At 57.9% G+C, this 13,699-nt stretch carries 12 protein-coding genes; 4 read left to right on the plus strand and 8 right to left on the minus strand.

Going from position 1 to position 13,699, the window contains the following annotated elements; translation table 11 throughout:
• Nucleotides 1–24 precede the first annotated feature (24 nt).
• Nucleotides 25–2,079: a pyrroloquinoline quinone-dependent dehydrogenase gene (locus tag LB453_RS22455; RefSeq protein ID WP_369799195.1), complete on the plus strand. Its 2,055-nt coding sequence runs from the start codon at nt 25–27 to the stop codon at nt 2,077–2,079.
• A 77-nt stretch (nt 2,080–2,156) separates the two neighbouring features.
• Here LB453_RS22455 and LB453_RS22460 read toward each other — a convergent pair whose 3' ends face one another.
• The 3 genes from LB453_RS22460 to budA are packed head-to-tail and all read right to left on the minus strand — an operon-like array spanning nt 2,157 to nt 5,430.
• Nucleotides 2,157–2,930, minus strand: a complete 774-nt coding sequence (locus LB453_RS22460; RefSeq protein WP_033792418.1) for a (S)-acetoin forming diacetyl reductase — start codon at nt 2,928–2,930, stop codon at nt 2,157–2,159.
• Nucleotides 2,931–2,953: 23 nt separating this feature from the next.
• Nucleotides 2,954–4,633, minus strand: coding sequence for an acetolactate synthase AlsS (gene alsS / locus LB453_RS22465; protein WP_033755671.1), 1,680 nt, complete (start codon nt 4,631–4,633; stop codon nt 2,954–2,956).
• 14 nt (nt 4,634–4,647) lie between these two features.
• Complete coding sequence (gene budA, locus LB453_RS22470; RefSeq protein WP_103797213.1) at nt 4,648–5,430, minus strand: acetolactate decarboxylase; 783 nt, start codon at nt 5,428–5,430, stop codon at nt 4,648–4,650.
• Between the two features lie 104 nt (nt 5,431–5,534).
• Between budA and LB453_RS22475 the strand changes: the two genes are divergently transcribed.
• Entirely contained in the window at nt 5,535–6,458 is a 924-nt protein-coding gene (locus tag LB453_RS22475; RefSeq protein WP_033755669.1) for a LysR family transcriptional regulator, read from the plus strand.
• A 3-nt stretch (nt 6,459–6,461) separates the two neighbouring features.
• Here LB453_RS22475 and LB453_RS22480 read toward each other — a convergent pair whose 3' ends face one another.
• The gene (locus LB453_RS22480; protein ID WP_103797214.1) at nt 6,462–7,325 is read right to left on the minus strand and encodes an SDR family oxidoreductase; all 864 of its coding nucleotides are present in this window, start codon (nt 7,323–7,325) and stop codon (nt 6,462–6,464) included.
• Between the two features lie 108 nt (nt 7,326–7,433).
• On the opposite strand from LB453_RS22480, the gene LB453_RS22485 reads away from it, so the two are divergent.
• Entirely contained in the window at nt 7,434–8,309 is an 876-nt protein-coding gene (locus tag LB453_RS22485; protein ID WP_033755664.1) for a LysR family transcriptional regulator, read from the plus strand.
• A gap of 37 nt (nt 8,310–8,346) precedes the next feature.
• On the opposite strand, the gene LB453_RS22490 is transcribed toward LB453_RS22485, so the two are convergent.
• Together LB453_RS22490 and LB453_RS22495 are read right to left on the minus strand one after the other, a co-directional pair.
• Entirely contained in the window at nt 8,347–9,129 is a 783-nt protein-coding gene (locus tag LB453_RS22490) for a carboxymuconolactone decarboxylase family protein (protein WP_224481800.1), read from the minus strand.
• Nucleotides 9,107–9,592 carry a cupin domain-containing protein gene (locus tag LB453_RS22495; protein WP_103797216.1) on the minus strand — a complete coding sequence of 162 codons (486 nt, stop codon included), beginning with the start codon at nt 9,590–9,592 and terminating at the stop codon, nt 9,107–9,109. The genes LB453_RS22490 and LB453_RS22495 overlap by 23 nt, the downstream gene beginning before the upstream one ends.
• A gap of 134 nt (nt 9,593–9,726) precedes the next feature.
• Here LB453_RS22495 and LB453_RS22500 point away from each other — a divergent pair, with 134 nt between their 5' ends.
• Nucleotides 9,727–10,623, plus strand: a complete 897-nt coding sequence (locus tag LB453_RS22500) for a LysR family transcriptional regulator (RefSeq protein WP_103797217.1) — start codon at nt 9,727–9,729, stop codon at nt 10,621–10,623.
• Nucleotides 10,624–10,872: 249 nt separating this feature from the next.
• Here LB453_RS22500 and LB453_RS22505 read toward each other — a convergent pair whose 3' ends face one another.
• Nucleotides 10,873–11,904 carry a tyrosine-type recombinase/integrase gene (locus LB453_RS22505; protein WP_103797218.1) on the minus strand — a complete coding sequence of 344 codons (1,032 nt, stop codon included), beginning with the start codon at nt 11,902–11,904 and terminating at the stop codon, nt 10,873–10,875.
• Nucleotides 11,905–12,322: 418 nt separating this feature from the next.
• Complete coding sequence (gene oxlT, locus LB453_RS22510) at nt 12,323–13,606, minus strand: oxalate/formate MFS antiporter (RefSeq protein WP_103797219.1); 1,284 nt, start codon at nt 13,604–13,606, stop codon at nt 12,323–12,325.
• Nucleotides 13,607–13,699 lie beyond the last annotated feature (93 nt).

Genomic DNA, 13,699 nt, shown 5'->3' on the forward strand with positions numbered 1-13,699 from the left:
CAAAAGCAGCTGATGAAAGTCAGCATGACGGCGCTCGCGCTGCTGATGACGCCACTCACATTACAGGCCGAGGATAAGGCCGCCGAAGCTTCTCAGGGAACGCAGGAGAAGCTTAATGTGGATGCCGCCGATCAGCAGTCGCCCGGCACCACGAACACAACTAAAGAAGCCTCTTCCGAACAGGATGGCAAAAAGGTCGCGTCCGCCGCTAATACGGCGTCGCCGCTGGTGCCGGAAAAAGCGACCTGGGACAGCTTCCACGGCCAGCTTAACGCCCAGAAGTACAGCCCTCTCAAGCAGATCACGGCCGATAACGTCAGCAAGCTGGAAAAAGTATGGGAATTTCATACCGGCGACGTCTCCGACGGCAAAGGTAAAACGCCTGCCACCGTCTGGTCGGCCACGCCGGTGTTCGCCAACGATACGATTTACATCGGCACGCCTTTTTACCGGCTGATTGCGCTCGATCCCGGCACCGGGAAAGAAAAGTGGCATTACGATACGAAAGCGCCGCGCGAAGCGCTGACTCAGCCGGTCCTGAAGAACCGCGGCGTCTCTTACTGGCAGGCGAAAAACCCGGTTGCCGGGCAGGCCTGCCAGAAGATCGTTTATATGGGCACCGTTGACGGCAAACTCTATGCGCTGGATGCAGACTCCGGCAAACCATGCGAAAAATTTGCCGATAAGGGCGTGCTGAACGTCGAGCAGTGGAACACCCTGAATGCGAAATTTCCGCTGTCGCTGCTGCAGCCGCCCACCGTGGTCGGCAACCATCTGATCGTCGGCTGGGCGGGTAAAGACTGGGCCTATGCCGAAGCGCCTCCGGGCACCGTCTTCTCCATCAATGCCGAAACCGGTCAGCGCGAGTGGACCTTTGACGCCATTCCCGCCGACATCAGAAAGCGCACCGGCACCGCCAACGTCTGGACCCATATGTCCGCCGACGAGGCTAACGGGCTAGTCTATCTGCCGGTCTCTTCGCCTTCGCCTAACTACTGGGGCGGCAATCGCGTCGACGCCATTCCGCTCGGCACCTCAACCACCGCGCTTGATGTGAACACCGGCAAAGTCGTCTGGTCGCGCCAGTGGGTGCATCATGACGTCTGGGATTACGACATCAACTCCGCGCCGACGCTGATGGACATCACGGTCAACGGCAAACCGATCCCGGCGCTTATCCAGGCCACTAAACAGGGCTTCCTGTTCGTCGTGAACCGCCTGACCGGCGAAGATGTCTGGCCGATCGAGGAGCGTCCGGTCCCGCAGGGCGACGGCTCCGTTCAGGGCGAGAAACTTTCGCCTACTCAGCCGTTCCCGACCAAACCGGCGCCTTTGCTCGATCAGTCTAAAAAACCGGAAATCTGGAAGCTGGCCGATATCGTCGGCGCCGGGCAGTGCTCGCGTCTCTGGGATAAGCTGACCTATGAAGGCATGTATACGCCGCCAACCACCAAAGGCGAGGGGGCATTAACCTATCCTGACAGCGCCGGCGGCGTGCAGTGGGGCGGTGTCGCCTTCGATCCGCAGAATCAGATTGCGGTGGTGAACACCTCGCACATCGTGCAGTACGTCAAGCTCTACAGCCGTGAAGAGTATAATAAGGCGGATAAAGACTCCGGTAATGAGAGCGGATTCGCGCCGCAGGAGGGCGCGCCTTACGGGATGCGCCTGAACGTGGCGAATAACTGGCTCGGCATGCCGTGCTGGCAGCCGCCGTTTGGCGAGATCGTGGCGCTGGATATGCACACCGGCGACGTGAAATGGCGACGTCCGGTTGGCGCGTCTCAGCAGTACGGGTTCTTTATGCCGGAAAGCTGGGGCTCGCCCACTATCGGCGGCCCGGCGGTCACCGCAGGCGGCGTCATCTTTATCGGCGCCTCGATGGACGCGAAAGTCCGCGCTTACTCGCTGGCGAGCGGAGAGGAGCTTTGGTCCGATCAGGTTGAAGCGCCAGCCGTGGCAAACCCCTCGGTGTATGAATACAAAGGACGCCAGTATGTCGCCTTTGTCGCCGGCGGCAACACCATACTGAAAGATCAGGTCGGCGACCAGGTCGTGGTCTACGCGCTGCCTAAATAACCCTGCTGGTAAGTTCTGAACGAGAGCAAAGCGATTTGCTCTCGTTCAGAACGTAAAGAAGGCAGGCGACGCGGACGTTAGTTAAACACCATACCGCCGTCGATTAATAAGGACTGCCCGGTCATATAGTCGGAGTCGGGACCCGCCAGGAAAGAGACGCAGGCGGCGACATCTTCCGGCTCGGACAGTCTCCCCAGCGTAATGCGTTTAGCAAATTCCCGCGTGCCGTATCCCGCCGGCTCTCCCGCCGCCTCCGATATCTGCTTGTCGATCGCTTCCCACATCGGCGTTTTTACAATGCCGGGACAGAACGCGTTGACCGTAATGCCCGCAGCAGCCAAATCTTTAGCCGCCGTTTGCGTCAGCCCGCGCACCGCGAACTTGCTGGAGCTATACACGGCCAGCTCTGGGTTGCCGACGTGGCCCGCCTGAGAACAGGCGTTGATAATTTTCCCGCCGTGGCTTTCCGCGGCGAACGCCTGGATCGCCGCCTGCATGCCCCAGATAACGCCCTTCACGTTGACGTTATACACCTTATCGATCACCTCTTCGGTGATATCGGCGATCGGCGTAGAGGGCGCGACGCCGGCATTGTTCACAATGACGTCGAAGCCGCCCAGCGCGCGTCTCGCCTCCTCGACCGCCGCAAAGACGCGATCGCGCCGGGCGACGTCGACCTGCAGCGCAACCGCCTTGCCGCCGGCGCGGGTAATCGTCTCCGCAACCTGCTGCGCGGTGTCGGCATTATAATCGGCGACCGCCACGGCAAAGCCGTCTTTCGCCAGGCGTAATGCGATCGCCGCGCCGATGCCCTGACCGGCGCCGGTAACAAAAGCCACTTTATTTTTCATAACGCTATCCTTTTAAGGTTAGATCAGAGCAGCTGGCTGAGATGAAGCTGTCCCATCAGCAGCGGGTTGTCGCTGTAGTCGACGGGAAGGGCAACCACAGCCGGCCCGTTCACATCCATCGCTTTGCGCAGCGTCGGCTCCAGCTCTGCCGCGCTGTTTACCGCAAACCCGGCCGCGCCGAAGGCTTCGGCATAGGCTTTAAAGTCGACCGGGCCGAAGTTGACGCCGGAGAGGCGCTGGTACTTTTTCTCCTCCTGGATGGCGACCATGTTGTAGGCGTTATCGACCCAGATAATGTGCAGAATGTTGGCCTTCAGCCTGACGGCGGTTTCCAGCTCCATGCTCGACTGCAAAAATCCGCCGTCGCCTGAGACCGACACCACTTTGCGCGACGGATCCACCAGCCAGGCGCCGATAGCCCACGGCAGCGCGACGCCCATCGTCTGCTGCCCGTTGGAAATCATGATTTGACGCGCGCGGAAGCTGTAAAGATAACGGGCGATCCAGATATGAAAGCTGCCCATGTCGACGGTCAGGCTGACGTCGTTGTTGATGATGTCCTGCATGGCGCGCACGATGCGCAGCGGATGCAGCGCGAACTGATCCAGGCTGGCGCCCTGCATCGCCAGCAGCTGCCGTTGCTGGCGGCGATCCTCCAGCACGGCGGCGGCCGCCTCGCTGAGCTGCAGCGGCGAGGCGATGCGCGCGGCGATTTTACGCACGGTCTGGGCGATATCACCCACCAGCTCGGCGTCAGGCAGGTAGAGATTGTCAGCCTCCGCCGGCAGCACATCGATATGCACCAGCATCGCTTTTCCGCTGTTCCACATCGCGGGCTCATACTCAACCGGGCTGTAGCCGATGGTGATGATCAAATCGGCCTGCTGCAGCAGACGATCGCCCGCCTGGTTGTTAAACAGGCCGATACGTCCGGCAAAGCGCGAAAAGTGCTCCTGACGCACCGCGCCGGCCGCCTGATAGGTGCTGGTGACGGGAATGCGGCTTTTGCTCAGCAGCTCGTGGATCGCCTCGCTGTTCTCTGGCTGGCTCGCCATCAGGCCCAGCAGGATCACCGGATTTTTGGCCCGGGCGATTTCGCGGCTGACCGCCTCGACCAGCGAATCGGGCGCGGCGCCCAGCGTGACGCGTCCCTTGTGCTGCAGCGGCGTGCCTGACACCGGCTGGTCGACGATATCCTGCGGCAGGCTGATAAAGGCGCCGCCGCCGCGGCCGTTCTCAGCATGGCGAAAAGCGTTGGACACGCATTCGGCCAGCGCAGAGGCGTCGGTAACCTCTACGGCGAATTTCGTCACCGGACGAAACATCGACACGGTATCCATGCTCTGATGAACCTGCTTGGCGCTGTCGGAACGCTTCACCGCGCCGCCAATCGCCACCACCGGATCGCCTTCGCTGGTGGCGGTGGCCATGCCGGTCACGAGGTTCGAGCAGCCCGGCCCCGAGGTGACCAGCGCCACGCCGGCGCTGCCGGTCAGCCTGCCGACCGCGGCCGCCATAAAGGCGGCGTTCGCCTCATGCCTCACCGGGATTAGCTGAATAGGGGAATCCACCAGCGAATCGAATACCTTGTCGATTTTGGCGCCGGGAATGCCGAACACATGGTTGACGCCCTGCGCTTCAAGCTGCGCCACCACGAGATCGGCGCCGCTGTTCCAGAGCACGTTGGTTTTTAGCGTTTTCATCATCACCTCAGTTGTTAGCTTTCGACAGCCCGAATGGCTTCATCCAGATCCTGCGGGTTCAGATCCGCCTGCAGAAAATCGCGGTCCTGCGGCAGATCGATCACCAGCTGGCTGATGGCGCCGAACGTCAGCTCTCCTCCTTCCAGCACATAATCGAGGATGTGGCCGCCGCCCTGGCGATCGCCGGTAATAAAGTGTTCGTGGTAGCCTGCGACGTTGATGCCCTGCATATACTGCGGCGTGCGGAAGCCAATCAGTTCGCCCTCCGCCTCGCGAAAGTCGAAGGTGGGCTGATTGCCGAGCACTTCAGGCATGGTGCGATAGGGGCGACACTGGCAGGGCACGGTGCGCGTCTGTACGGCATGAAAGCGGCCACTGATGCGCAGCGCGCAGAACTGGTTATCTGAGGTGATTTTGCTGTCGATAACGCGGTGCACATCGTCACGCGTGGCGGTTTCAGCGAAGCGGTGCTGGTATTCAGGTTTGAAAAATGTCATCACCGCAAAAGGCGTTTTCTGATCGGGCCTGGCAGGACGGGCGCTGCCGTCGGAGCGGAGCTGATACACCTCGCTGTCAAAAGCGATCAGCTCGCCGTCGAGCTGATTAAAAGTGCCCAGACCAAAATCGCCTTTGCGCAGCAGATCCGCAACCGTGGTCGATCCGTCGTAAACCCCGTTAAGAAGCGCGCTCATCAGCGAGGTCTGATAGATAACTTTTTCTGGTGATTTTTCCGCAAGTTTGCCAAGGGTTTCCTTGAACTGATCCTCACATGAACAATCAGATACAATATTACACATATGGTGCCTCACAAACCCATAGTTAAGCCGTGTTAATATCATGTTGGGCCAGTTGGCTCGCAGAATCCAATAGCGAAACCTGTTAACTTTGAGACGTTTTTGATATGGAACTTCGGCATCTACGTTATTTCGTTGCTGTGGCCGAGACGCTGCACTTTACCCGCGCAGCGGAAATGCTGGGCATTTCTCAGCCGCCGCTAAGTCAGCAAATCCAGCGTCTGGAACATGAGATTGGCACGCCGTTGCTGAAGCGCTTAACGCGTGGGGTCGAGCTGACCGAGGCGGGCAGCGCGTTTCTGCCTGATGCGATACAGATTGTGCAACAGGCCGATAATGCGCTGGAGAAGGCGCGCGGCGTGGCGCGAGGCATCAGCGGGCAGATGTCGCTGGGCTTCGCCAGTTCGGTGGCGTTTGGTCAGCCGGTATTCGATTTGATCCGGCGTTTCAAGGCGCGCTATCCCGCCATCACCCTGACCACGCGGGAGGAGAACATGGCGCTGCTGATGCAGGATTTACAGGAAGGACTGCTCGACGCGGCGTTTATTCGCCTGCCCTGCGAAAGCAGCAAAGCCTTTAATCTGAAGGTGATCGCCACCGAGAGAATGCTCGTCGCCTTGCCCGCTGGCCACGCGCTTGGCCATCAGCGAAGCGTGGCGCTGTCGCAGCTGGCGGACGAAACGCTGATTATCTTCCCGCGCGACGTCTCCCCGAGCCTGTATGAACTTATCGTCAGCACCTGTCTGCGCGCGGGCTTTTCCACGGCGCGATTTCAGCAGGCGCCGCAGATCGCCTCCTCTCTCGGCATGGTGGGCGCCAACTGCGGCATCGCGCTGGTGCCGGCCTCTATGTGCTGCGTCAATAACCCGCAGATTGTGTTTTGCGAGATCGAGAACAACACGCTTTATACGGATATCGCCTTTGCCTGGCGACGCAGCAGCACGGCCAGAACGGTATCGCACCTGCTCAGGCTGATTAACGACGCTGAGCAGGCCGCGTCGGGCGAGCCCTCTCCACCCGACGGCGAGTGATCTTCAGCCCGCCAGCGCCGCCGCAAAGTCGCGGTACGAATACAGCGGACGGCCCAGCAGCGCCACCAGCCGCTCGCGATCGCCAGTCTGCGGGATCATGCCGTCGCTAACGTAGCGCTCGGCCATCAGACGCATTTCATAGGCCATCCATTTCGGCATAAATCCCGCCATGTTCGCTTCAAACGCGGCAGGATCGTCGCCGCCGTAGTTAACCGGTCGCCCGAGCGTCTCAGCCCATACCGCAGCGGCCTGAGGTCCGGTAAGGGTATCGGGTCCGACAATATTGATGGTTTCGACCGGCAGTTTGCCGGGAGCCCGGTCGCGTCGTATCAGTTCGATAGCGGCCACCTCGGCAATATCGCGCACATCGACCATCGCCAGCCCGACGTTTCCGATCGGCATCGGATAAACGCCGTGGTTGAAGATGACCTCTTTAACCATCGCGTCGTTATCGATGTAATAGGTCGGCCGCAGGATGGTGGCGCTAAAATTCATCGCCGCGAGCATCTGCTCCGCGCCGTACTTAACGGCAAAGTGGGGAACGTTCACCGCTTTATCCGCCTCGAACACCGAAAGATAGACGATCCGTTCAACGCCGCATTCGCGGGCGACGTTCAGGGTAATGATGGCCTGCGTAAACTCATCGGCCGTGACGGCGTTCAGCAGGAAAAGCGTGCTAACGCCCGAGAAGGCGGCGCGCAGGGCGTCGAGATCGAGCAGCTCGCCTTTAACCGCCTCGACGCCTGGCCCAAAGCCGGCAGCGTCAGGGTTACGCGTCAGTATGCGAACAGCAGCGCCGCGGCTGATAAGCTGGGCGACGACATGGCGGCCGACACGGCCGGTGGCGCCGGTAACAAGAATAGTCATGATGTTTACTCCGTGATGTCAGGTGGGTGTAAACAGAGATTAGGGTGTTTTGTTTAATGGCGGAAGACGCTATTCTCGAGACTCTTTGTTCCATAAATGAGACAGCGTATGGATCTTAACGCCTTAACAGATTTTCACCTTATCGCCGCCTCGGGCGGGTTCGGCGCCGCCAGCCGCGCCAGCGGGCGTTCAAAGGCAACACTGTCGCGGCGGCTGGCCGATCTTGAAGAAACGCTTGGCGTCCGCCTTATTGAGCGCGGTAACCGTCGGCTTGAAATTACCGAGGCAGGTAAACTTCTGCTGGCCAGAACGGCCGGGGCCATGCGCGAAATCAGCGAAGCTGTCGTTATGACGCAGGAGGGCGCGACCCGTCCCAGAGGATGCCTGCGTATTGCAGCACCGCTGCTGTTTTCACAGGTGGCGCTGGGCCAGCTCACAGCCCGATTCCGCACGCGTTATCCCGACGTCCGGATTGAGTCCGTGGCAGAGGACAGGCTCAGCAATCTGGTTGAGGAGCATTTCGACGTGGCAATTCGCATTAATCCCCCACCGGACAGCGCGCTGGTGGGCAGATGCTTTGCCAGAGACAAGCTCATGCTGGTCGCCGCTCCCGGGTTTGAGATGCCGCTCAGCGACGGCGGCCGCCCGCTCCCGGTTGCTGCGGTCGTGATGCCCACGCACAGGGAAGGCGAAATCTGGTCGCTGGATAACGGGCGACGCTGCCTGGTCCCGCAGCCGGTGGCGCAGTTCTCTTCCCTGCTGGCCGTGCGTGACGCCGTAACTGCGGGCGCCGGCGCGGCGATGCTGCCCCAGTCGATTGTCAGTAATCTGCTGGAAAAAGGCGCGCTGATCGCATGGGGAGAGGCTAACGAGACGACAGAGCTGTGGGTGCTGCACACCTCTCGCCGCCTGCAGAGCCCAAAAGTCAGCGCCTTCGTGGCATTCATCTGCGAGCAATATCCCGGCGGCTGGTTTACAGCCTGAACCCGCGGGTTTAACCGGCGGGTTCAGGTGCATGCCGTTATTGTGCGCTGCCCGACTCCAGCGCACGCTGCAGCCGTTGCGCCGTGTTTTGCTCGCCCCGGCTCTCAAACAGCGGCACCAGTTCGGCCAGCTGCGCATCCGTCAGCCCTACGTTCCGGCTGATATTCAGGTGCGCTTTTAGCTGGGACTCCACGCCGGTCATGGCTGCCAGCGCGCCTACGGTCGCCAGCTCCCGGCGTTTCCAGTCGAGGTTGTCGCGGCTGAAAATATCGCCGAAAAGATGAACCTTCAGATAGCTATCGATGGCTGGCGCGAAATCGAAAAGCGCGCCTTTGACCGGGCCGCCAGCGAGCGTGGTTTGGTTCTGCGTGCCGACCGCCAGCATCTCTTCAGGCTTCGGCAGCGGCCCTGGCGGGTTGCCCTCTGCATCGTTTTTACCCTGCTCACGACGCGCCTCAACGACTTTCATCAGCTCAGCCAGCGCATTCAGGCTACGGGGAAAACCGGCATAGGCGTAAAGCTGGACCAGGATCTCACGACAGTCGCTGATGGTGAGACCGGCATCCAGCCCCTGGTGCAGCGCAGCGTTCAGTGCGGGTATGTCGCCCGTCGCAGCGCTGGCGGCAATCGCCGCCGTCTGCTTCTGCGGCGCGGTAAGAGGATGTTGCTGCTGGGTCAGCATGGTTCTGTTCCTTATCGAAGTGGGACGGGAAGCTTCTTCGGCAGCGCCGCTGGAGCAAAACAGCGCGACGCAGAGCGCCAGCAGGCTCCCCATGCGCCGCCGAATCGTTATGCCGTCAAGATTTATCACGAGACGCATACTGCTCGTCGCTGACGTGCTCCATCCAGTCAACCGCTATGCCTTCCTGCGCCTCGGCAATGGCGATATGCGACATGCTGTTCTGCGGCGCAGCGCCATGCCAGTGCTTCACGCCCGCCGGGATCCAGACGATATCGCCAGGCCTGATCTCGCGCGCCGGACCGTCCCATTCCTGAACAAAGCCGAGCCCTGAGATGACAATAAGCGTCTGGCCGAGGGGATGGGTATGCCACGCCGTACGGGCGGAAGGCTCAAACGTCACGGTCGCGCCGCCCACGCGCGCCGGATCGCCTCCCTGAAACGGCGAGTCAATGCGCACCGTTCCGGTGAAATAGTCTGGCGATCCCGGTACCGAGGGTTTTTCTCCACTTTGCATGATGGTAATCACAGGTGTCTTCTCCTTTGAGTAAGCAGCTGAACAGGCCAGTGCGAGGGACATCGCAGCAGCGGCAAGGGTCTTCATATGGCTCCAGTTCTCAGTACAGGGAGCAACGTCAGGCGCCAGCCCCGCTGGTGGATAGTCAGTTCAGTGTAGGCTCCGTAAGATTGTTTGATAAGATGGTCAAATGTGAATGCGTATGTGCAGAATATTCAACAATGGTCCCTGAAAATCTCAACGACCTGCGCGCCTTTCTTCATGTGGCGCGTGAGAAAAACTTCACCCGAGCGGCCGCGCAGCTCGGCATGTCGCGCTCTGGATTGAGCCATGCGATTACGGCGCTGGAGGCGCGCCTTGGCGTCAGACTGCTGACGCGCACCACGCGCAGCGTCTCCCTTACCGAAGCTGGCGCGCGGCTCTATAACATGCTGCTGCCGATGCTGCGCGAACTCGACAGCGAACTTGCCTCGCTTCGCGCGCTGGGTAAAAAACCGGCGGGCACCGTGCGCATAACCGCGCACGATCACGCCATCGAGTCCGTGCTCTGGCCGCGACTGCGGCCGCTGCTGAAGCGCTATCCCGAGATGCAGATCGAATTAAGCGTGGACTATGCGCTGACCGATATCGTGGCGCAGCAGTTTGATGCCGGGGTGCGGGTCGGCAACGTGGTCGATAAGGATATGATCGCCGTCAGGATCGGTCCTGACTTTTATATGGCGGTAGTCGCCTCGCCAGATTATCTGCAGGATAAAACGGTGCCGGAAACGCCAGCTGAGCTGACGACGCATCAGTGCATCAATCTGCGGCTGCCGACACGCGGCGGGATCTACGCCTGGGATTTTGAAAAAGCGGGCAAAGCGTTATCGGTGCGGGTGCAGGGACAAACCGTTTTTAACACGACCGGGTTGATGCTGCAGGCGGCGCTGGATGGGCTGGGGCTCGCTTATGTTCCGCTGGATCTGGCGCAGCACTATATCGAAAGGGGAAAATTAGTGCCGGTTCTGCAGGCGTGGTGGCCGCTTTTTCCGGGATACCATCTTTACTACGCCAGCCGCCGTCAAATGATGCCTGCGCTGACTGAAGTGATTAACGCGCTGCGCTACAGGGAAACCTGACGTTAATAAAGCGTGCGAATAAGCGAATTTAGCTGAACCATCATGGAAAAAAACGGTCAAAGGCTGTTGGCTGCACACCTCCAGGCATGACATTAACGCATGGCTAAACAACAGGGGGATAACCTGATGTATTTGCGTGTTAATTCAGCGCTAAAATCGCCCTGTTTCCTGCATTACTGTACCGTTCAGCGCATCTTTTCCCGGAGTTTCACACAGGCTGTCCACTTTTTCTGTGGATAACTTAGCGGCTTACTCTTCACTGTTTTCCATCAGATCAACCATTGCGCCTTTGTGCGCTTCCACATAGCGGATATAGCGCATCAGGGTTTCCGGTTTTTTCCAGGTCCCTTCCTGCATGATTTGCGGAACAGAATAGCCTTTGCGCGCCAGATCCTGCGCGGCGCCCACGCGCGCGCTGTGGCCGCTCCAGCGGCGATAGCGATTTTTGTTCGGCTTCATGGTCGTGGTATGCCCGGCAGCCTCCCACGCACGGGTGAAAATACTCTTCAGCGCGGGCGTGCTCATGGGTTCGTCGGTCACGATCATCACTTTGCCTGAGCGGTGCACCGGCGCAAAGAGATAGGCATCGGGTTCATTAATCAGTCCCGATGCCATAATCCACTTTGTCAGCACCGCTGACGACTTCGACCCCAGCGCTTTCACCAGGCTGCCGGTGTCCAGAATGGTTTTGGTCCAGGAACCTTCCAGGATGATGCGGCCATCTTCGGCGCGAATTACGTCGCCAACGCGAAAGCGCGCCACTTCACTGATACGCATTAACGTACTGTACGCCACATGGAGAAAGGCGAGATCGCGCAGGTGACGCAGGCTCGCATTTTCTGCCCATGCAGCTTCCACCTTTTGCAGATCGCTTAGCCGGAAAGGAACCGCCTGGCCGGTGCGCTCGCCGGAGACCACCGCCACGCGATTGATCTTTTTTACCGCACGCGAGACCAGCGGCGAGGTCGATGGCGGCACCAGCCCGGCGTTACGGTGTAACATCGTGATCAACGACTGATGCGTGCCGATAGTCGATGACGCGCGCCCGATAGACTGCAAATAGCTCAGGTAGTCGCGCAGATCTTCAGGCGACATAGGAAGCAGCACGCGATTGTTGGCCAATGCCCAGCGGTGACAGACGCGCATTACGCTCATCAGCTGTCGCCAGGTATTGGGCGCAAACGCATCTTTATCCTGTACGAACTCGCGCAGGCGTTGCGCAAGGTCGTCATCCGACTGAGAAAGCGGGAGCAGGGCGTGTGAGGTAATTAATCCATCCATATCTGTTCAATTTGTCCGCAATTCAGCTGGGGATCGCGCTACGTGAATTCTGAAAAAAAAGCAGGGGTAAACTGCTGCAGATTTTGCGTAGCGTTGTCATTTTAAGGCACATTGGTTGCCTGTTTTAATGTCCGGACATCGTTTTCAAGAGAAAGACGGAGGGCAAATAGCGCTTTCGCTCAGGATCCAGACCGGATCCGCATGATAGCGGGTTTAGGAAGGGATGTCGCTGGGTTTGTATAAGTCTTGTTATATGAAGTTAGAAATTTAGCTCACCCATGATGGATAGTGAGCAGGAGGCACAGGCAGAATCAATATTTAAATATGCTGACAGTTTCAAATAAAAAACAATTCAATTAGAGGCCTAAAATTGCAGATTCAATAACAAATACTGAACCTGCAACTCACCGGCTTTAAATCAGGCTTTGGCTAAAAATCGCGCCCGCCAGGGCTTAAGTACCCATATGGCAAGTAAAGCACAGGCAATGTCCAGAGTAATGGCGCTGCCAAATACTATGCTCCAGTTATGCGTATGCTGATAAAGCAATGCCGCTACGGGACCACCGAATATAGAACCAATACCCTGAGAAATATAAAGCCAACCGTAATTCTCCGTAGCGAAGCGAGTGCCAAAGGTGTCCGTTAAGGTTGCCGGGAATAAAGAAAATATCTCTCCCCAGCCAAAGAAAACTACGCCGGAAAGTAAAACAAATAACACAGGATCACTTTTACATAACAGCCACAACGTCATAGCAATGCCTTCAAGACCAAAAGCAAAAAACATCATTTTTTCACGACCAATACGATCGGAAATGTAACCACAAAAGGGTCGTGTAAGGCCATTCATCAAGCGGTCTATGGTCATGGCCAAGGGTAAAGCCGCCATCCCCAAAATTGTTATTGAAGTGATGCCAAAGTCTTCAGAAAATATAGCCATCTGTGACGTAACCATAAGTCCTGATGTAGACATCATGGTCATCATGATAAACATCAGCCAGAATATGGGCTGCCGTAGCATTTCTTTTGAGCTGAAACTTTTGGGAGCGTCAGCTGATCGCTGCCCTGCGCGCGATTCAATACTATCTTTTGGCATCCTTAGCCCCTGGCTGGCAATAAATCCAACGGATGCCATCATAATGCCAAACTGCCAAAACGTCTTTTCCAGTCCTGCTGTAGCGAGCGAGGCGGTGACAGGAAAGGTTGTTAAAATGGCCCCCATTCCATAACCTGCTGCCACCATGCCCGTTGCAAATCCTCTTTTTTCAGGGAACCAGCGAACCATTAATCCGACCACACCGATATAAACGATGCCCGTGCCAAGACCACCAATTACTCCATAATAAAGGTAGAGTTCAAAAAGCGAGTCAAGCCGTGAGACGAGCATCCAGCTAATACCGGCCATCAGCGTCCCGATGGTGATAAGCACGCGCGGGCCAAAACGGTCAATTAATTTTCCCTGAAGCGGGGAGAAAAACGTCTGAAGGATGATTAAAAGTGAAAAGGTGATCTGAATTTCTGCCAGTGGCGCGTGTAATTTTTCCATCAAAGGTCGGGTAAAAAGCGCCCAGACATATTGCGGGCTGGAGATTGAAATCATGCACACCAACCCCAAAAAGAGTTGCGCCCATTTCTTTCTGTAGTGGGAAACCTCTACCTCTGATAATACTGAACTTGACATCATCACACTCCGGCTTAAACGCATTTTACTTTTTAAAGCATTTACCGTGCCATGCCTGAACAGAACGCTAATATCGCTGTTTTATAGAAATTTAATATACATGAGGAAGATTCTTGC

It is taken from the genome of Pantoea agglomerans (genome assembly GCF_020149765.1).
GTDB lineage: Bacteria > Pseudomonadota > Gammaproteobacteria > Enterobacterales > Enterobacteriaceae > Pantoea > Pantoea alvi.

Coding starts and splice junctions, on each gene's coding strand:
- LB453_RS22455 (WP_369799195.1), top strand. CDS start 25: ATGACGGCGCTCGCGCTGCTGATGACGCCACTCACATTACAGGCCGAG.
- LB453_RS22460 (WP_033792418.1), bottom strand. CDS start 2,930: ATGAAAAATAAAGTGGCTTTTGTTACCGGCGCCGGTCAGGGCATCGGC.
- alsS (WP_033755671.1), bottom strand. CDS start 4,633: ATGAAAACGCTAAAAACCAACGTGCTCTGGAACAGCGGCGCCGATCTC.
- budA (WP_103797213.1), bottom strand. CDS start 5,430: ATGTGTAATATTGTATCTGATTGTTCATGTGAGGATCAGTTCAAGGAA.
- LB453_RS22475 (WP_033755669.1), top strand. CDS start 5,535: ATGGAACTTCGGCATCTACGTTATTTCGTTGCTGTGGCCGAGACGCTG.
- LB453_RS22480 (WP_103797214.1), bottom strand. CDS start 7,325: ATGACTATTCTTGTTACCGGCGCCACCGGCCGTGTCGGCCGCCATGTC.
- LB453_RS22485 (WP_033755664.1), top strand. CDS start 7,434: ATGGATCTTAACGCCTTAACAGATTTTCACCTTATCGCCGCCTCGGGC.
- LB453_RS22490 (WP_224481800.1), bottom strand. CDS start 9,129: ATGCGTCTCGTGATAAATCTTGACGGCATAACGATTCGGCGGCGCATG.
- LB453_RS22495 (WP_103797216.1), bottom strand. CDS start 9,592: ATGAAGACCCTTGCCGCTGCTGCGATGTCCCTCGCACTGGCCTGTTCA.
- LB453_RS22500 (WP_103797217.1), top strand. CDS start 9,727: ATGGTCCCTGAAAATCTCAACGACCTGCGCGCCTTTCTTCATGTGGCG.
- LB453_RS22505 (WP_103797218.1), bottom strand. CDS start 11,904: ATGGATGGATTAATTACCTCACACGCCCTGCTCCCGCTTTCTCAGTCG.
- oxlT (WP_103797219.1), bottom strand. CDS start 13,606: ATGCGTTTAAGCCGGAGTGTGATGATGTCAAGTTCAGTATTATCAGAG.